Annotated in this window: 16 protein-coding genes; 7 read left to right on the top strand and 9 right to left on the bottom strand. The window is 67.9% G+C overall.

Going from position 1 to position 17,708, the window contains the following annotated elements; all coding sequences use genetic code 11:
• Positions 1–3: 3 nt before the first annotated feature.
• Complete coding sequence (clpB, locus tag AC1RGU_RS05520) at positions 4–2,625, bottom strand: ATP-dependent chaperone ClpB (protein ID WP_159272522.1); 2,622 nt, start codon at positions 2,623–2,625, stop codon at positions 4–6.
• Between the two features lie 156 nt (positions 2,626–2,781).
• On the opposite strand from clpB, the gene AC1RGU_RS05515 reads away from it, so the two are divergent.
• Both AC1RGU_RS05515 and AC1RGU_RS05510 read left to right on the top strand, forming a co-directional pair.
• A complete protein-coding gene (locus AC1RGU_RS05515) occupies positions 2,782–3,762 on the top strand; it encodes a Bug family tripartite tricarboxylate transporter substrate binding protein (protein ID WP_172438470.1) in 981 nt (326 codons plus the stop codon).
• A 116-nt stretch (positions 3,763–3,878) separates the two neighbouring features.
• Positions 3,879–4,715 (top strand): acid phosphatase, encoded by an 837-nt coding sequence (locus AC1RGU_RS05510; protein WP_492695259.1) that lies wholly within the window; start codon positions 3,879–3,881, stop codon positions 4,713–4,715.
• Positions 4,716–4,731: 16 nt separating this feature from the next.
• Here AC1RGU_RS05510 and AC1RGU_RS05505 read toward each other — a convergent pair whose 3' ends face one another.
• Positions 4,732–5,217 carry a molybdenum cofactor biosynthesis protein MoaE gene (locus tag AC1RGU_RS05505; protein WP_447743081.1) on the bottom strand — a complete coding sequence of 162 codons (486 nt, stop codon included), beginning with the start codon at positions 5,215–5,217 and terminating at the stop codon, positions 4,732–4,734.
• Between the two features lie 36 nt (positions 5,218–5,253).
• Here AC1RGU_RS05505 and AC1RGU_RS05500 point away from each other — a divergent pair, with 36 nt between their 5' ends.
• Both AC1RGU_RS05500 and dapA read left to right on the top strand, forming a co-directional pair.
• Positions 5,254–6,279: a hypothetical protein gene (locus tag AC1RGU_RS05500; protein WP_492695258.1), complete on the top strand. Its 1,026-nt coding sequence runs from the start codon at positions 5,254–5,256 to the stop codon at positions 6,277–6,279.
• Between the two features lie 238 nt (positions 6,280–6,517).
• Entirely contained in the window at positions 6,518–7,417 is a 900-nt protein-coding gene (gene dapA / locus AC1RGU_RS05495; protein ID WP_492695256.1) for a 4-hydroxy-tetrahydrodipicolinate synthase, read from the top strand.
• Here dapA and AC1RGU_RS05490 read toward each other — a convergent pair.
• Genes AC1RGU_RS05490 through AC1RGU_RS05460 form a run of 7 tightly spaced genes read right to left on the bottom strand, consistent with a single transcriptional unit; the run spans position 7,404 to position 14,523 of the window.
• The gene (locus tag AC1RGU_RS05490) at positions 7,404–7,655 is read right to left on the bottom strand and encodes a MoaD/ThiS family protein (RefSeq protein WP_492695254.1); all 252 of its coding nucleotides are present in this window, start codon (positions 7,653–7,655) and stop codon (positions 7,404–7,406) included. The genes dapA and AC1RGU_RS05490 overlap by 14 nt on opposite strands.
• A gap of 8 nt (positions 7,656–7,663) precedes the next feature.
• On the bottom strand, positions 7,664–8,953 hold the full coding sequence (locus AC1RGU_RS05485; protein WP_492695252.1) for a molybdopterin molybdotransferase MoeA: 1,290 nt from the start codon (positions 8,951–8,953) through the stop codon (positions 7,664–7,666).
• A complete protein-coding gene (gene mobB / locus AC1RGU_RS05480; RefSeq protein WP_095744706.1) occupies positions 8,946–9,491 on the bottom strand; it encodes a molybdopterin-guanine dinucleotide biosynthesis protein B in 546 nt (181 codons plus the stop codon). The genes AC1RGU_RS05485 and mobB overlap by 8 nt, the downstream gene beginning before the upstream one ends.
• A gap of 16 nt (positions 9,492–9,507) precedes the next feature.
• A complete protein-coding gene (gene thrC, locus AC1RGU_RS05475; RefSeq protein WP_492695250.1) occupies positions 9,508–10,923 on the bottom strand; it encodes a threonine synthase in 1,416 nt (471 codons plus the stop codon).
• Positions 10,920–12,242 (bottom strand): homoserine dehydrogenase, encoded by a 1,323-nt coding sequence (locus AC1RGU_RS05470; protein ID WP_095950776.1) that lies wholly within the window; start codon positions 12,240–12,242, stop codon positions 10,920–10,922. Before AC1RGU_RS05470 ends, thrC begins: the two co-directional genes overlap by 4 nt.
• 14 nt (positions 12,243–12,256) lie before the next feature.
• A complete protein-coding gene (locus AC1RGU_RS05465) occupies positions 12,257–13,294 on the bottom strand; it encodes a DUF1176 domain-containing protein (RefSeq protein WP_492695247.1) in 1,038 nt (345 codons plus the stop codon).
• The gene (locus AC1RGU_RS05460; RefSeq protein ID WP_062472994.1) at positions 13,291–14,523 is read right to left on the bottom strand and encodes a pyridoxal phosphate-dependent aminotransferase; all 1,233 of its coding nucleotides are present in this window, start codon (positions 14,521–14,523) and stop codon (positions 13,291–13,293) included. Before AC1RGU_RS05460 ends, AC1RGU_RS05465 begins: the two co-directional genes overlap by 4 nt.
• 100 nt (positions 14,524–14,623) lie before the next feature.
• On the opposite strand from AC1RGU_RS05460, the gene AC1RGU_RS05455 reads away from it, so the two are divergent.
• The 3 genes from AC1RGU_RS05455 (at position 14,624) to AC1RGU_RS05445 (ending at position 17,660) form a co-directional block, all read left to right on the top strand.
• Entirely contained in the window at positions 14,624–15,007 is a 384-nt protein-coding gene (locus AC1RGU_RS05455) for an Mth938-like domain-containing protein (RefSeq protein WP_062472996.1), read from the top strand.
• Positions 15,008–15,151: 144 nt separating this feature from the next.
• Positions 15,152–15,628, top strand: a complete 477-nt coding sequence (locus AC1RGU_RS05450; RefSeq protein ID WP_062472998.1) for a peroxiredoxin — start codon at positions 15,152–15,154, stop codon at positions 15,626–15,628.
• Between the two features lie 217 nt (positions 15,629–15,845).
• Complete coding sequence (locus AC1RGU_RS05445) at positions 15,846–17,660, top strand: PhoH family protein (protein ID WP_492695245.1); 1,815 nt, start codon at positions 15,846–15,848, stop codon at positions 17,658–17,660.
• Positions 17,661–17,708 lie beyond the last annotated feature (48 nt).

The following is a 17,708-nucleotide window of genomic DNA, read 5'->3' as shown; positions in this document are numbered from 1 at the left end:
ACTTTAGGCCGATGCAGCCGCCGTTGGTTCCCCGCCCTTGCGGAACGAGAACTGGCCCGGCGACTGGATCGGGTCGGTTTCGACCTCGATCGTGTCCTTCGGCCCGAAGCTGCCGTCCAGCAACAGCTTCGAGAGCGGGTTCTCGATGCGCTGCTGGATCGCGCGCTTGAGCGGACGCGCACCGAACACCGGGTCGAAGCCGACCTTGGCGATCTCGGCCAGCGCCGCAGGCGACACCTGCAGGCCCAGGTCCATCTTCGCCAGGCGCGCCTGCAGCACCTTGAGCTGGATCGCGGCGATCGATTCGATGTTCTTCGCGTCGAGCGCGTGGAACACGACGGTCTCGTCGATGCGGTTCAGGAACTCGGGGCGGAAGTAGTTCTTCAGCTCGTCCCACACCGCCTCCTTGATCTCCTCGCTCGGCTGGCCCACCATCGCCTGGATGATCGGCGAGCCGATGTTGCTGGTCATCACGATCACGGTGTTCTTGAAGTCCACGGTGCGGCCCTGGCCGTCCGTGAGGCGACCGTCGTCGAGCACCTGCAGCAGCACGTTGAACACGTCGGGGTGGGCCTTCTCGACCTCGTCGAGCAGCACCACGCTGTAGGGCTTGCGGCGCACGGCTTCCGTGAGGTAGCCGCCCTCTTCATAGCCCACGTAGCCCGGCGGCGCGCCGATGAGGCGGGCGACCGAATGCTTCTCCATGAACTCGCTCATGTCGATGCGGATCAGGTGGTCTTCGCTGTCGAACAGGAAGCCCGCGAGCGCCTTGCACAGTTCGGTCTTGCCCACGCCCGTGGGGCCGAGGAACAGGAACGAACCCGTGGGGCGGTTCGGATCGGAGAGGCCCGAACGCGAGCGGCGGATCGCATTGGCGACCGCACCGATGGCCTCGTCCTGGCCGACCACGCGTTCGTGCAGCTTGTCTTCCATGACGAGCAGCTTGTCGCGCTCGCCCTGCATGAGCTTGGCGACCGGGATGCCGGTGGCGCGCGCCACGACCTCGGCGATTTCTTCCGAACCGACCTGCGTGCGCAGCAGCGTGGGCGCACTGGACTTGCCCTTGCTCGCTTCGCTTTCCTCGGCTTCCTTCAGGCGCTTCTCGAGCGCCGGCAGCTGGCCGTATTGCAGCTCGGCGACCTTGTTGAAGTCGCCCTTGCGCTTCCACTCTTCGATCTGGAACTTGATCTTGTCGATGTCTTCGCGCACGTGCGCGCTGCCCTGGGCCTGGGCCTTCTCGGCCTGCCAGATCTCGTCGTAGTCGGCGATTTCCTTTTGCAGCTTGGTGATCTCGTCCTCGATGAGGCCGAAGCGCTTCTGCGAGGCTTCGTCCTTTTCGCGGCGCACGGCTTCGCGCTCGATCTGCAGCTGGATCAGACGCCGGTCGAGGCGGTCCATGACCTCGGGCTTGGAGTCCATCTCGATCTTGATCTTGGCCGCGGCTTCGTCGATGAGGTCGATGGCCTTGTCGGGCAGGAAGCGGTCGGTGATGTAACGGTCACTCAATTCGGCCGCGGCCACGATGGCCGGGTCGGTGATCTGCACGCCGTGGTGCACTTCGTACTTCTCCTGCAGACCGCGCAGGATGGCGATGGTGGCCTCGACGCTGGGCTCGCCCACGATGATCTTCTGGAAGCGGCGCTCCAGCGCGGCGTCCTTCTCGATGTACTTGCGGTACTCGTCCAGGGTGGTGGCACCCACGCAGTGCAGCTCGCCGCGCGCGAGCGCGGGCTTGAGCATGTTGCCCGCGTCCATCGCGCCTTCGGCCTTGCCGGCACCGACCATGGTGTGCAGCTCGTCGATGAAGACGATGGTCTGGCCTTCGTCCTTCGCGAGTTCGTTGAGCACGGTCTTCAGGCGCTCTTCGAACTCGCCGCGGAACTTGGCACCGGCCAGCAGCGCGGCCATGTCGAGCGACAGCACGCGTTTGCCCTTCAGCGACTCGGGCACTTCGCCCGCGACGATGCGCTGGGCCAGGCCTTCGACGATGGCGGTCTTGCCCACGCCGGGTTCGCCGATGAGCACGGGGTTGTTCTTGGTGCGGCGTTGCAGCACCTGGATGGCGCGGCGGATTTCCTCGTCGCGGCCGATGACCGGGTCGAGCTTGCCCAGGCGGGCGCGCTCGGTGAGGTCCAGGCAGTATTTCTTGAGGGCTTCGCGCTGGCCTTCGGCGTCGGCGCTGTTCACGCCCTGCCCACCGCGCACGGCCTCGATGGCGGCCTCGAGCGACTTGCGGCTCAGGCCGTTGTCCTTGGCGATCTTGCCGATGTCGGCCTTGCTGTCGGCCACGGCGAGCAGAAAGAGTTCGCCCGCGATGAACTGGTCATTGCGCTTGATGGCTTCCTTCTCGGTCGCCTGCAGCAGCTTGCCCAGCTCGGGGCCGACCTGCACGATGTCGTGGCCCTGCACCTGGGGCAGTTTCTTGATGGCGCCTTCGGCGGCCTGCAGCAGCCCGGGCACGTTGACGCCGGCACGCTCCAGCAGGGCGCGCGGGCCGTCGTCCTGGCGCAGCATCGCGACCAGCAGGTGGGCCGGTTCGATGTAGGCGTTGTCGCTGCCAAGGGCGAGCGACTGGGCGTCGCTCAGTGCTTCCTGAAATTTGGTGGTGAGTTTGTCTTGTCGCATGGTGGTATTCCTGCATCCAAAATAGGGCTGTTCGGGCACGATTCAAGGTTGCGAATCGGATTTGCACCCTGGGCACGGGTATTGCACCGGGCCCCGCACCTTCCTGCCGTAGGCATTTCTCTCTTTCTTCGAATGGAGTCGATCATGGTTTTTTCAATGCAGCGCGTCCAACCGATGCGCCGCGCGTTCAGCGTGGGTCTCTTGGCTGCGGCCATGGGCATGGCCGGCCTGGCACAGGCCCAGAGCGGCACGCCGGTGCGCCTCTTGGTGGGCTTTCCCGCCGGCGCGGGCACCGACGCCATTGCGCGCACCCTGGGCGAAAAGCTCAAGGACGTGCTGGGCGTGCCCGTGGTGGTCGAGAACCGCGCAGGTGCAGGCGGCCAGATCGCGGCGCAGGCGCTGAAGGCCGCGCCGGCCGACGGCCACACGCTGTTCCTGTCGCATGACCACTCGATCTCGATCCTGCCGCAGGTGGTGAAGAACCCGGGCTTCAACCCCGCGACCGACTTCGTGCCCGTGGCCGGCTTTGCCACCTTTGCCAACGTGCTGGCGGTGTCGGGCGGCACGCCGGCCAAGAGCATCGACGAGTACGTGAAGTGGATCCGCACGCAAAAGGGCGGCAAGGAAACGATCGGTGTGCCGGCGCCGGCGTCGATCCCCGAGTTCCTCGTGAAGATGATCTCGGACAAGTACAAGATCGACGTGCAGCCCGCGCCCTACCGCGGCAGCGCGCCCATGACGGCCGACATGCTGGGCAACCAGATCACGGCGGGCATCGCCTCGGTGCCCGACTTCATCGAGAACCACCGCGCGGGCAAGGTGCGCATCGTGGCCTCCATCGGCGCCAAGCGCCAGGCCCTGCTGCCGAACGTGCCGACCTTCACCGAGCTGGGCTTTGCGAACCTGGAAGACCTGCCCTACTACGGCATCTTCGCGCCGGTGGGCACGCCGCAAGCCGTCATCGACAAGTATGGCGACGCGCTGCAGAAGGTGCTGGCCATGCCCGACGTGAAGCAGAAGCTCACCACCATGGGCCTGACGGTCGGCTACGAGCCCCAGGGCCAGTTCGCGGGCCGCGTGCGCACCTACACGCAGACCTGGGAAAAGATCATCCAGGCGAGCGGCTTCAAGCCCTGAGCTGCGCGACCTGGTACGGCCCGGCACGGCCGTCACCTGGGTGATCTTCCGGCCGGGCGGAGCCCCTCTACGATGGGCCCTCGCCTTCCAACAACAAAGCCGGAGACACATCCCTCATGCGATTCACGACCCTCGCCGCCTCGCTGGCGGCCGCGCTGCTGCTCGGCGCCTGCGGCAGCACCGCGCCGATCTCCCCCGCCGAAGTCGGCGAATTGCGCCCGGGTTCGGGCTACCTCAAGGGCTACCTGCCGGCGGCCGAGCTGCCCGACAGCCTCGCCTTGCTGCCGGCGCCCCCGGCCGAGGGCTCGGCCGCGCTGGCGGCCGACGGCGCCACCTTCCGCGCGCTCACGGCCCTGCAGGGCACGCCGCGCGGCGCACTGGCGGTGCAGGACGCCAACCTCAAGTTTCCGAAGGCCGCCGAGGTGTTCTCGTGCGCGCTGGGCATGCCGATCTCCGAGCAAGCCACGCCGAACCTGAACATGCTGCTGCGCCGCACGCTGGCCGATGCCGGCTCGGCCACCTACAAGGCCAAGAACACCTACAACCGCACACGCCCCTTCGTCGCGTTCAAGACCGGCAGCTGCACGCCTGCCGAAGAGGCCTCGCTGGCCAAGGACGGCTCCTACCCCTCGGGCCACTCGGCCGTGGGCTGGGCCTGGGCCTTGGTGCTGACGGAACTCGCGCCCGAGCGCGCCGACGCACTGCTGCAGCGCGGGCGGGCCTTCTCGCAGAGCCGCGCGATCTGCGGCGTGCACTGGCAGAGCGACATCGAGAACGGTCGGCTGGTCGGCGCGGCGACGGTGGCCAGGCTGCACACGAACCCGGTGTTCCAGGCGCAGATGGTGGGTGCCCGGTCGGAGATCGCGAAGGCACGCGCGGCGGGTGCGGTGCCCGCTCAGGATTGCGGCGCGGAAGCCAAGGCACTGGCGACCTCGGCGCTGATCGCACCGTAAGTCTCGACCGCGCTGCTCAGGTGGCGCTGTTCGAGGCCGCGATGCCCCAGCGCGCCAGCGCCTCGTCGTCGGTCACGCGGGCATCGACCCAGCGCGCGCCCTCGGGCGTCTGCTCCTTCTTCCAGAACGGCGCCTGCGTCTTCAGGTAGTCCATCAGGAACTCGCAGGCCTGGAAGCTCTGGCCGCGGTGGGCGGACACCACCGCCACCATCATGATCTGGTCCAGCGGCTGCAGCAGCCCCACGCGGTGGATCACGCGCGCGCCCAGGATGTCGAAGCGCTTGTGGGCCTCGTCGATCATGGCCTCGATGGCTTTCTCGGTCATGCCGGGGTAGTGCTCCAGCTCCATCGAGGCGATGGTGCTGCCGTCGTTGCGGTCTCTGACCGTGCCGATGAAGCTGCAGACGGCGCCGACGCGCGCGTCGGCCGCGCGCAGGGCGGCGATCTCGGCACCGGCGTCGAAGTCGGCCGTCTGGATGGAAACGCGAGGGAGCGAGGACATGCCCAAATTGTGGCACTGCCGCCCTACACTGCGCCGATGCCGGCCCCCACGTCGCAGCCCCTGACACCCGACGATGTCGAGATGCTGCGGCGCGTCGACCTTGCCGCGCGCACCCCGGCCGCCGGCCTGGCGGTGCTGGCCGTGCTGCTGGCGGGCTGCGCCCTCGTCTTCGTGGTGATCGGGCGGCTGCCCGGCGCCCCGGCGGGCCTGGCCCTGGCGATGAACGCGGCGGCGCTGGTCACCTTGCTGCTGGGCGCGTGGCTGTTCACCCATCGGGCGCGGATCGACCGGCGCCTGGCCCAGGCCACCCGCGAGGCCCTGGCGAAGAACAGCAAGTTCACCGTGGCCGGCACCGTGGACCACGTGGCCGCCCTGCCCGGCGGCGCGCTGCGCTACACGGTCGACGGCCAGTTCCACATCGACGTCGTGCCGGTGCTGGGCCTGGACGCGCCTCGCAGCCACGCCACGGGCCGGCCGCTGACGGCGGTGCGGCACCTGGCACAGGCGCCCGTCGAGATCGAATGCGTGGCGCGCGACAACGCCGTGCATCTGCTGCTGCGCACGCGTTATCCGATGGCGCGCCAGGCCACGCGCACCGAGCGGCCGGCCACCTCGCGCGACCGTCGGCGCGCCGGGCGCTCGGACCGCCGCTTCATGGGCGTCGTGCTGGCGGGCGGCGCGGTCCTGGCGATCGGGACGGCGTGGGCCGACGGTTTTCGCCCGGGCTTCGGCCTGTTCATGGCGGGGTACGCGGCCGCCATCTGCGCGCTGGTGTTCGCGGTCGGCGTGCTGCCGCAGCTGCTGCGCGCACGCCGGTTCACGCACCTGCACACGGTGAGCGGGCCGGTCACCGAAATCCTCACGGCCCAGGTGCCGCAGGGCAAGCACACGGCCGAGGTGCGCTGGTTCCGGGTCGACGGCCAGCTGTTCGGCGCACTCGACCTCAAGACCGACGCGCAGCTGGGCAACCAGGTCACGGTCCAATTCCTGGGCAATGCCCGCGCCGCCGAGGGCGGCCGTGTCGTGAGCCTGCAACGCAGCGCCACCGCACCGCCGGCCTAGGCGCGACAATGCAGCCCATGCCTTCGCGCCGCACGTCCATCCGCCTCTCGCCTTCGTTCGAAGGTCAGGCACGCGCGCGCCAGGGCAACAAAGCCAAAAAACCAAAGCTCGTCTGACCGGAGCCGAGGTTCCGTCGTCGGATGAGCGACGGAACCTGCCAAGGCTTTGGCCCCTCTTGGGTTGCGCGCGCATCGGACGGTGGTTCTTTCCATCGGTCGATTCCTGAAAGGAAGCCTGCGTGCCACATCAACAACCAACCGCCGACACCGCGACCAATTTCTCGGGCCTGTGGGTCGCCCTCGTCACCCCGTTCCGCGACGGCGCGGTCGACCACACCGCCCTGGCGGCGCTCGTGCGCCGGCTCGCCAACGACGGCGTGACCGGCTTCGTGCCCTGCGGCTCGACCGGCGAGGCCGCCGCGCTCGACGAGGCCGAGCAGCTCGCCGTGCTCGACACCGTGCTGACCGCCGCGGGCGGCCTGCCGGTCGTGATGGGCGTGTCGGGCTACCACCTGGGCAAGGCCACGGCCTGGGCCCGCAAGCTCTCGGAACGCCCGCTGGCGGGCCTGCTGGTGTCCGCCCCGCACTACATCCGCCCGTCGCAGGCCGGCGTGATCGAGTGGTTCCACGCCATCGCCGATGCCAGCACGGTGCCCGTGCTGGTCTACGACATTCCCTACCGCACCGGCGTGACCATCGCGCGCGAGACGATGCTGGCGCTGGCCGGGCACCCGCGCATCCGCGGCATCAAGGACTGCGGCGGCGACATGGCCAAGACGCGCGCGGTGATCGCCGACGGCCGGCTGCAGGTGCTCACGGGTGAAGACCACCAGATCTTCGCGACCATGGCCGAGGGCGGCGTGGGCGCCATCGCGGCCAGCGGCCATGTGCAGACGAAGCGCCTCGTGCGGCTGGTGCGCCTGCTGGCCGAGAACCGGCTGGCCGAGGCGCGCGCCGAATGGCAACCGCTGCAACCGCTGCTGGAGATGCTGTTCGCCGAACCCAACCCGGGCCCGCTGAAGGCCTTGCTGGCGCATGCGGGCGAGCTGCGTGATGAGCTGCGCTCGCCGATGACGCGCGCGTCGGACGGCCTGCGCGAGCGCCTCGTGGCGCTGGACGCGCGGCTCAGCCGCCCGTGACGGGCGGGAAGAACGCGACTTCGCAGTCGTCGTTCAGCGCGGCGGCTTCGTCGCTCATGGCCTGGTCGAGCGCCATGCGCACGGCCTTGCCGCGCGCGAGCGCGCTGGCGTAGGCCCCGCCGCGGGCGATGAGCTCGTCGCGCAGGGCTGCGAGCGTGCCGGCGGCTGTGTCGACGGTTTCACCGCTGCTGGACAGCGACTCGCGCACGGAGGCGAAATAACGGATGCGGACCTTCATGGGGTGGTTCAGCCGAGCAGCGATGCGAGAGGAATGAAGTTCACGGTATTGCCGGCCTGGATGGTCCGGCCCGCCGGGTTGTCGACCAGGCCGTCACCCCAGACCATCGAGGTGAGCACGCCCGAACTCTGGTTGGCGAACAGGTCGAGACCGCCTGCCGCGTTGCGCCGCACGCGCAGGAACTCGCGGCGTTTGTCGGCACGCGGCCAGTCGAAATCGGCGCGCAACGGCACGGCCGCGGGCGCCACGCGCGTGGCCCCCTGCAGCGCGAGCAGGAAGGGCCGCACGAGCATCAGGAAGGTCAGGAAGCTCGACACCGGGTTGCCGGGCAGCCCCGTGACGTGGCAGGCGCCCTGCCCGTTGCTGCGTGCGATCGAGCCGTAGGCAAAGGGCTTGCCGGGCTTCATCGACAGCGACCACAGCTGCAGCTCGCCGAGCGACTGCAGTGCGGCGCGGATATGGTCTTCTTCGCCCACCGAAACACCGCCGGTCGTGATGATCAGGTCACTGCTTTCGGCCGCATCGCGCAACGCGGCGATGGTGGCCTCGCGGTTGTCGGGCACGATGCCCAGGTCGTTCACCTCGCAGCCCAGGCGGTGCAACAGCGCCCGCATGAAGAAGCGGTTCGAGTTGTAGATCGCGCCGGGCTTCATCGCGTCGGGCGCGACCTCGCCGGGCATCACCAGCTCGTCGCCGGTGGAGAGCATGGCCACGCGCGGCTTGCGCGCGACCTGCAGCTTGTCGAAGCCGACGCTGGCGGCCAGGCCGAGCGCGGCGGGCGTGAGGCGTTCGCCGCGCTGGAGCACCACGTCGCCCGAGGCCACGTCCTCGCCTGCGCGGCGCACCCACTGGCCGGCCACGGGCGCGATGGCGATGCGCACCGCCCCCAGGCCGCCCTCTTGCGGCGTGGCGGTCGTGTCTTCCTGCATGACGACCGCGTCGGCGCCTTCGGGAATCTGCGCCCCCGTGAAGATGCGCGCCGCCGTGCCGGCCGCGAGCGGCGTGCCGACGGTGCCGGCGGGAATGCGCTGCGTCACCGCCAGCTCGGTGCCGGGCGTGGCGCAATCGGCCGCGCGCACGGCGTAGCCGTCCATCGCGCTGTTGTCGCGCGGCGGCACGGTGAGGCCCGAGACGAGGTCCTGCGCCAGCACGCGCCCGTCGGCGTCGAAGGTGCCGACGCTTTCGGCCGGCAGCAGCGGCCGGGCCTTGGCGAGCAGCACCGCGATCGCTTCATCGAGCGGCATCAGCGGCGGGCGCGAGGACGAGGCGGCGAAGGGAACGGGAGAGGAATCAGCCATGGTGTCCGGGGTTGTAGTCGAAGCGCTCGCCGCTGTCGATCAACCACGTGGCAATGGCCTCGGCGTCGTTGAGGTCGAGCACCGGGCGCGCCGTGGCCTCGGGCAGGCCGTCCGGCGCATCGGTGGCGATGGCGGTGACAAAGGGGTCGTCGATGTAGAGCGCGGGGCGCGGCGCCTCGCCGTCGCCGCTCGGGCGCCAGACCTCGATCTTGAGCACGTCGCTGTGCCGGAAGCCCTCGACCAGCGCCCAGTCGACCGCCGGATGCAACTCGGCGAGCAGCTGGTGCACCGTGAGCTCGACCGGCACCTCGAACTCGCGCATCAGCGCCAGCCGCTGGTCGGACGCGACAACCACCTCGAAGGCCCCGGCCTGCCGGTGGCGCCAGGTGTCCTTGCCGACGTGGTCGATGTCGAAGCGATGGTGCGCATGCTTGACCACCGACACGCGCAGCCCGCGCTGCTTGAGCACGGGAATCAGGCGCTCCACCAGCGTGGTCTTGCCTGCGCCGGAATACCCGGCGAAGCCGACGACCTTCATGCCGCGGGCGCCCCGGTCAGTCGCAGTGCTGGGCGATGTAGGCCTTGACGGCCTCGGCATCGGCCGGCAGCTGGACCACGCGCTTGGGCAAGGCTTCGATGCCTTCGAACTTCTTCGGGCGCGCGGGCTCCTCGCCCAGCGCCTCGACCACCGTGGCCGCGAACTTGATCGGCAGCGCGGTCTCGAGCACCACCATCGGCACGCCGGGCGTGAGCTGCTCGCGCGCGGCCTTGAGGCCGTCGGCGGTGTGCGGGTCGATCAGCGTCGCGAAGCGCTTCTCGGTGTCGCGGATCATCGCGAGCCGGTCGGCGTGCGTGCTGCGGCCGCTGCGAAAGCCGAAGCGCTCGGCGGCCTGCTTGAACGCCGGGTCGGCGCTCAGGTCGAAGCTGCCCGTCAGGCCCAGGTCATCCACGAACAGCTTGCGCAGGCGGTCTGCATCGCGGCCGACGAGGTCGAACACGAAGCGCTCGAAGTTGCTGGCCTTGCTGATGTCCATCGACGGGCTGGAGGTTTCGTGCGTGTCGACCGCTGCGCGCACGCGATACACGCCGGTGCGGAAGAACTCGTCGAGCACGTCGTTCTCGTTGGTCGCAACCACCAGCGTCTGGATCGGCAGGCCCATCATGCGTGCCACATGGCCCGCGCAGACGTTGCCGAAGTTGCCCGAGGGCACGGTGAAGCTCACTGGCTTGTCGTTGCTCGCCGTGGCCTGGAAGTAGCCCGCGAAGTAGTAGACGACCTGCGCCAGCAGGCGCGCCCAGTTGATCGAGTTGACCGTGCCGATGCGGTACTTGCGCTTGAAGCCCAGGTCGTTCGACACGGCCTTGACGATGTCCTGGCAGTCGTCGAACACGCCGGTGATGGCGATGTTGTGGATGTTGGCGTCCTGCAGGCTGAACATCTGCGCCTGCTGGAACGGGCTCATGCGCCCGTCGGGCGAGGTCATGAAGACGCGCACGCCCTTCTTGCCGCGCATGGCGTACTCGGCCGCGCTGCCGGTGTCGCCGCTGGTGGCGCCCAGGATGTTGAGCTCGGCGCCGCGGCGGGCCAGTTCGTACTCGAACAGGTTGCCCAAGAGCTGCATCGCCATGTCCTTGAAGGCCAGCGTGGGGCCGTTGGACAGGGCTTCGAGGTACACGCCATCTTCGAGCTCGCGCAGCGGCACGATCTCGTCGGTGCCGAACACCTCGGCCGTGTAGGTCTTCGCGCAGATCGCCTTCAGGTCGGCCGCGGGAATGTCGTCGATGTACAGCGAGAGGATTTCGAAGGCCAGCTCGGCGTAGGGCAGCGTCCGCCATTTGGCGAGCGTGGCGGTGTCGACCTGCGGGTACGTCTCGGGCAGGTACAGGCCGCCATCGGGCGCCAGGCCTTCGAGGAGGATTTCGCAGAAGCGCTTGCGGTCGGCGTGGCCGCGGGTGCTCAGGTAGTTCACTTCAACTCTTCCTTGCGGATGCGCACGATGGGCTCGAGCACGGTCGGCAGCGCCTGCAGCTCGGCCATGACGTCGTTGACGGTGCCTTCGCGCGCGTCGTGCGTGAGGATGATGAGGTCGGTCTGCGTGGAGCCCTCGCCGCCCACTTCGTCGGCTTCGCGCTGCAGCACGGCGTCGATGCTGATGCCGGCGGTGGCGAGCAGGCCCGTCACCTTGGCGAGCACGCCTGCCTGGTCGGCCACGCGCAGGCGCAGGTAGTAGCTGGTGACGACTTCCGACATCGGCAGCACCTTCAGGTCGCTCATGGCGTCCGGGTGGAAGGCCAGGTGCGGCACGCGGTGCGCGGCGTCGGCGGTGTGCAGGCGGGTGATGTCGACGAGGTCGGCGATCACGGCGCTGGCGGTCGGCTCGCTGCCGGCGCCCTTGCCGTAGTACAGCGTGGTGCCCACGGCGTCGCCGTGCACGACCACGGCGTTCATGGCGCCTTCGACGTTCGCCAGCAGGCGCTTGGACGGCACCAGCGACGGGTGCACGCGCAGCTCGATGCCCTGGGCGGTGCGCTTGGTCACGCCCAGCAGCTTGATGCGGTAGCCGAGCTGTTCGGCGTACTTGATGTCCTGCGCGGCGAGCTTGGTGATGCCTTCGACGTGGGCCTTGTCGAACTGCACGGGAATGCCGAAGGCGATGGCGCTCATCAGCGTGACCTTGTGCGCGGCGTCGACGCCTTCGATGTCGAAGGTGGGGTCGGCTTCGGCGTAGCCCAGGCGCTGGGCTTCCTTCAGCACGGTGGCGAAGTCCAGGCCCTTGTCGCGCATCTCGGACAGGATGAAGTTGGTCGTGCCGTTGATGATGCCGGCCAGCCACTGGATGCTGTTGGCCGTGAGACCTTCGCGCAGCGCCTTGATGATCGGGATGCCGCCGGCCACCGCGGCCTCGAAGGCCACCATCACGCCCTTGGCATGCGCGGCCGCGAAGATTTCGGTGCCGTGCACGGCGAGCAGTGCCTTGTTGGCCGTGACCACGTGCTTGCCGGCCGCGATGGCCTCGAGCACCAGTTGCCTGGCGATGCCGTAGCCGCCGATGAGTTCGATGACGATGTCGATGTCGGGATTGGCGATGACTTCGCGCGCATCGGCGACCACCTTCACGCCTTCGCCGGCCACTTCGCGGGCGCGGGCGGTGTCGAGGTCGGCCACCATGGTGATCTCGATGCCGCGGCCGGCGCGGCGCTTGATTTCTTCCTGGTTGCGCTGGAGCACCTTGAAGGTGCCGCTGCCGACCGTGCCTGCGCCGAGCAGGCCTACTTGGATGGATTTCATGGGAGGGGTCGCGTTCATGGTTTGGATGAGGTGAGAGACGGTGCTGCGGCGTCCACGAGGCGGCTGACGTAGCGCGGCAGGCTCCAGGCGCCGCCCGCGAAGCCGCGGCACATGCCGTCGCCGTTCGCACCGGTGCGCACGAAGGTCGTGCCGTTGAAGTGCCAGGTTTCGCTCGACCAGCAATCGCCGATGCCGCGGCCCTTCATGGAAGAGGTGACGCTGGCATCTTTCTCGTCGAACTCGCCGCTCGCCTCGAGCGACACGGGCGCATAGGGCGGCTTGTCGTTGGCGGTCCAGAGCAGCGTGGTGTAGTTGTACGCGCCCACGCCGCAGCCCAGCGCCAGCAGCACCTTGCGGTCGCTCAGGCGGTGAACCTCCACCGACCTGGCGTTGACCTGGTCCTGGTTGTTGCACCGCTCGCGCGCTTCTTTGAGGTCGAGCGATGGAAAGATGCGCGCGGCCAGCGCGTCGTCGCCAGGTCGCGCCTTCGGCGGCTTGACCACCTGGACGACGGGCATGGGCACCGGCGGCAGCACGGAAGATTCGGGCTTGGCGCCCTTGCGCACCAGCGCACCCGGGGTGCCGACGCGGCCTTGCGTTTCGTCCATTTTCAGCAGCACGGCGTTGAGGCCGGCGAGCGACAGCGTCCACTTCTTGCCGCCGTTGGCCGTGACGGTGGCGTCGTCGCTCTTGAGCAACTCGGGCAGCACGGCGCGAATCTGGCCCTGGTCGAAGCTGGCGGTTCCCGCGTCGAGACCGGACAGCGCGGCCTTGCCGACCTTGAAGCGCAGCGGCCCCTTGGCACTGCCGTCATCGCCGATCTGCAGCTGAATATCGAGGGCCGTGTTCGGCCCGGCCGCGCGGGTGATCAACATCGACACCTGCTGGTGCTCCCCGCCGTCCGCCTGGTAGCCGGCGGCGCGGCAGGTCAGCGTGTTGTCGCAGACCAGTTCCCAATCGTTGTGCGAGAACGAGACCGGCTCTTTCTTCCCGGCCGCGCCGACAGACAGTGCGCCCAGCAACAGCGCGGCAGCGACGCAGGCGGATTTCATGGTCCCGTCTTGCGACGCAACCGGTACTGCTCCAGGAACTTGGCGATGCGGTTGATGGCCTCGCGCAAGTCGTCTTCATGGGGCAGGAACACGATGCGGAAGTGGTCCGGCGTGGCCCAGTTGAAGCCGGTGCCCTGCACCAGCATCACACGGGTTTCCTTCAGCAGCTCGAGGAAGAACTGGCGGTCGTCCGCGATCGGATAGACCGCGGGGTCGAGCTTGGGAAACATGTAGAGCGCCGCGCTGGGCTTGACGCAGCTCACGCCCGGGATGGCGGTGATCAGCTCGTAGGCCAGGTCGCGCTGGCGGCGCAGGCGCCCGCCTTCGCACACGAGGTCGTTGATGCTCTGGTAGCCGCCGAGCGCCGTCTGGATCGCCCATTGACCCGGCACGTTGGCGCACAGGCGCATGTTCGAGAGCATGTTCAGGCCCTCGATGTAGTCGCGTGCGCTGCGCTTGTCGCCCGACACCACGAGCCAGCCGGCACGGTAGCCGCACGAGCGGTAGCTCTTGGACAGCGAATTGAAGGTCAGCGTGAGCACGTCGGTCGACAGGCTGGCGATGGCCGTGTGCTTGACGCCGTCATACAGCACCTTGTCGTAGACCTCGTCGGCGAAGATCACGAGGCCGTGCTCGCGGGCGATCTCGACGAGGCTCTTGAGCAGCTCGTCGGAATACAGCGCGCCGGTCGGGTTGTTCGGGTTGATGACCACGATGCCCTTGGTGCGCGGCGTGATCTTGGCGCGGATGTCGGCCAGGTTCGGCATCCAGCCGTTGTCCTCGTCGCACAGGTAGTGCACCGGCGTACCGCCCGACAGGCTCGTGGAGGCGGTCCACAGCGGGTAGTCGGGGGCCGGCAGCAGCAACTCGTCGCCGTCGTTGAGCAGCGCGTTGGTGGACATGGCGATCAGCTCGCTGGCGCCGTTGCCCAGGTAGATGTCGTCGAGCGTGACACCCGCGATGCCCTGCTTCTGGGTCTCGTGCATCACGGCCTTGCGCGCCGCGAAAACGCCCTTGCTGTCCGAATAGCCCGCCGAGGTCGGCAGGTTGCGGATCATGTCCTGCTGGATCTCCTCAGGCGCATCGAAGCCGAACACGGCCAGGTTGCCGATGTTGAGCTTGATGATCTTCTGGCCTTCTTCCTCCATCTGCTTGGCGGCGTCCATGATGGGGCCACGGATGTCATAGAGGACGTTGGCCAGCTTGGCCGATTTCTTGAGCTGCTTCAAAGGGGCCCTCCCGGGCGGGTTTACTCGAAGGTCAAAGGCCCCTGCGGGCCTCGTGTCACTAGGGAAAACCTATAATTTGACCACAGTTCCCAGTGCCCCGATGAAGCTCCAGCCCGACAAATCCGACGTTCAGACCCTCACCGCACACGGCCCCGGCTGGGTCGCGATCAACAACGAAAAGGTGGAGGGCAGCGTGGTCGTGGGTTCGCGTGGCGAACGCTTTGCCTGGGATTGCACGCGTTTCGACCAGCTGGGGCCCGAACAATTCGCGCAATTGGCCTCGTTGGGCGCCGAACTGGTCATTTTCGGCAGCGGCAACCGCATCCGATTTCCCCAACCCGCATGGCTGCAGCCCCTGATGGCGCAACGCACCGGCGTGGAGACCATGGACACCCCGGCGGCCTGCCGCACCTACAACATCCTGGCCGGCGAAGGCCGGCACGTCATCGCCGCCCTGCTCGTCGAGAGCCCTGCGGGTGGCTGAGAGAGGGGTTTTCGAGGTAAAATACCGGGTTGCGAACCGGCCAGCTACCCCAAGTTAGCAACGACCAATCCTCCGTTCATCGAGCAAGCCCGAAAAAGGCTGAGAGGGCTCGGAGAACGGAATCTAACGGAGAAAACAAGTTTCATGGCGATCGTTGTCAACAAACCCATTCCTGAATTCGACGCCAACGCCACGGGCGGCATCAAGGTTTCGAACACCTCGCACCTCGGCCACGTCATGGTCATGTATTTTTACCCGAAAGATAACACTCCGGGTTGCACGACCGAAGCGATGCAGTTCCGCGACCACTACAAAGACTTCGAAAAAGCCGGTGCCACGGTCTTCGGCGTCTCGCGCGACAACATGAAGTCGCACGACGAATTCAAGGCCAAGCTCGAACTCCCCTTCGAACTCATCGCCGACACCGAAGAAAAAATGTGCCACATGTTCGGCGTGGTCAAGAACAAGATCATGTACGGCAAGAAGGTCAAGGGCATCGAGCGCAGCACTTTCCTGATCGGCGCCGACGGCATCCTGAAGGCCGAATGGCGCGGGCTCAAGGTTCCAGGCCATGTCGAAGACGTCCTCAAGGCCGTCAAGGCACTCAAGAAGGCCGCCTGATCGCGCCGCAAGGCACCGGGCGTGCGCTTTTGCATCAAGTCGTGGGAATTGCCCCACGCGGTGTGCAAAGAGCCTCTGGTGCGTCTTTTGCGGTGTGCATAATGGCCTCATGCCGTTGAGCTCCACGACCGCATCCTCCGAACGAAGCCGCCTGGGTCTACAGGCGGCTTTTTCGTTTTCCGGCCCTCCTCTTTCTTCCTTGCGAGCGACCTGACCCATGCCATTGCCTCCCGCCCCCACGAAACGCGCCGCATTGCTCTCGCCGGATGCCATCGACGCACCCGCCCGTCCCTCGCACAGAAACTCGCGCCGTTCCGGCGATTCGCGCGACGACGCCCCCGCCAAGAGCGGACCGCAGCCGCTGGAGCTGTTCGACAACCTCGGCACGGAAGGCGGCGGCGATGCGCCCACTGCACGCCCAGCGCGTCCGGCACGCCGCTCGAAAACCAAGGCGGCACCCGCCCCGGCGCCCACGTCGGCACCGGTGAGCGCACCGCAGCAGCAACAACAACCCGCGATGGTGCAGGTCGAGACGCGCGTGCCCACGCCCGCCCCAGCCGCCGCCACGCCCGTCGCGGCGCCCCAGCAGGCCCCGGCACGCCCCAAGCGCAAGTCCACCGGTCCCGCCAAGCTGTTCGTGCTCGACACGAACGTGCTGCTGCACGACCCGATGTGCCTGTTCCGCTTCGAGGAACACGACATCTTCCTGCCGATGATCGTGCTGGAAGAGCTCGACGGCCACAAGAAGGGCACGACCGAAGTCGCGCGCAACGGCCGCCAGACCAGCCGCACGCTCGACGCGCTGGCCGCCGCGCAGGACGCCGACATCGACAAGGGCCTGAAGCTGGACACCACCGGCCACCGCGAAGCCGGCGGGCGCCTCTTCTTCCAGACCGCCCCGCTCGACTACTCGCTGCCGATCAGCCTGCCCCAGGGCAAGGCCGACAACCAGATCCTGGGCGTGGTGCACGCGCTGCGCGACGAGTACGCCAAGGACCGTCCGGGCAAGCCGAAGCAGGAAGTGGTGCTGGTGTCCAAGGACATCAACATGCGCGTCAAGGCGCGCGCGCTGGGCCTGGCCGCCGACGACTACCAGAACGACAAGACGCTGGAAGACGGCGACCTGCTCTACGCCGGCTCGCTCGCGCTCCCGCCCGACTTCTGGACCCGCCAGAGCAAGACGGTCGAAAGCTGGCAAAGCGGCAGCAACACCTTCTACCGGATCAGCGGTCCGCTGGTGCCCAACCTCTACATCAACCAGTTCGTCTTCTTCGAGGCGCCCGGCGAGCCGAGCATGTATGCACGCGTCACCGAAATCCGCGACAAGACCGCGGTGCTCAAGACGCTCAAGGACTACAGCTCGGGCAAGAACGCGGTGTGGGGCGTGAACACGCGCAACCGCGAGCAGAACTTCGCGATGAACCTGCTGATGGACCCCGAGATCGACTTCGTCACGCTGACCGGCACGGCCGGCACCGGCAAAACGCTCATGGCACTGGCCTCCGGCCTCACGCAGGTGCTCGACGACCGGCGCTACACCGAGATCATCATGACGCGCGCCACCGTGAGCGTCGGTGAAGACATCGGCTTCCTGCCCGGCACCGAGGAAGAAAAGATGGGCCCCTGGATGGGCGCACTCGACGACAACCTCGAATTCCTGGCCAAGGGCGACGGCGGCGGTGCCGGCGAGTGGGGCCGCGCGGCCACCAACGAGCTGATCCGCAGCCGCATCAAGGTCAAGAGCATGAACTTCATGCGCGGCCGGACCTTCCTGAACAAGTACGTGATCATCGACGAGGCGCAGAACCTCACGCCCAAGCAGATGAAGACACTGATCACCCGCGCCGGCCCCGGCACGAAGATCATCTGCATGGGCAACCTCGCGCAGATCGACACGCCCTACCTCACCGAAGGCTCGTCGGGCTTGACCTTCGCGGTCGACAAGTTCAAGGGCTGGCCGCACGGCGGGCACATCACACTGGCGCGCGGCGAACGCTCGCGCCTGGCCGACTTCGCAAGCGACGTGCTCTAAATTCATCGGCTCCGGCCGACACAAGCCCGCGCATGCTCCCAGAGCATC

This window comes from Variovorax sp. GW823-FHT02B07 (assembly GCF_058797695.1).
This window is presented reverse-complemented; position numbering and strand designations above follow the sequence as displayed.

Coding starts and splice junctions, on each gene's coding strand:
- AC1RGU_RS05510 (WP_492695259.1), top strand. CDS start 3,879: ATGCGATTCACGACCCTCGCCGCCTCGCTGGCGGCCGCGCTGCTGCTC.
- mobB (WP_095744706.1), bottom strand. CDS start 9,491: ATGAAGGTCGTCGGCTTCGCCGGGTATTCCGGCGCAGGCAAGACCACG.
- AC1RGU_RS05490 (WP_492695254.1), bottom strand. CDS start 7,655: ATGAAGGTCCGCATCCGTTATTTCGCCTCCGTGCGCGAGTCGCTGTCC.
- AC1RGU_RS05505 (WP_447743081.1), bottom strand. CDS start 5,217: ATGTCCTCGCTCCCTCGCGTTTCCATCCAGACGGCCGACTTCGACGCC.
- AC1RGU_RS05500 (WP_492695258.1), top strand. CDS start 5,254: ATGCCGGCCCCCACGTCGCAGCCCCTGACACCCGACGATGTCGAGATG.
- AC1RGU_RS05455 (WP_062472996.1), top strand. CDS start 14,624: ATGAAGCTCCAGCCCGACAAATCCGACGTTCAGACCCTCACCGCACAC.
- AC1RGU_RS05485 (WP_492695252.1), bottom strand. CDS start 8,953: ATGGCTGATTCCTCTCCCGTTCCCTTCGCCGCCTCGTCCTCGCGCCCG.
- AC1RGU_RS05470 (WP_095950776.1), bottom strand. CDS start 12,242: ATGAAATCCATCCAAGTAGGCCTGCTCGGCGCAGGCACGGTCGGCAGC.
- AC1RGU_RS05445 (WP_492695245.1), top strand. CDS start 15,846: ATGCCATTGCCTCCCGCCCCCACGAAACGCGCCGCATTGCTCTCGCCG.
- AC1RGU_RS05465 (WP_492695247.1), bottom strand. CDS start 13,294: ATGAAATCCGCCTGCGTCGCTGCCGCGCTGTTGCTGGGCGCACTGTCT.
- AC1RGU_RS05450 (WP_062472998.1), top strand. CDS start 15,152: ATGGCGATCGTTGTCAACAAACCCATTCCTGAATTCGACGCCAACGCC.
- AC1RGU_RS05515 (WP_172438470.1), top strand. CDS start 2,782: ATGCAGCGCGTCCAACCGATGCGCCGCGCGTTCAGCGTGGGTCTCTTG.
- clpB (WP_159272522.1), bottom strand. CDS start 2,625: ATGCGACAAGACAAACTCACCACCAAATTTCAGGAAGCACTGAGCGAC.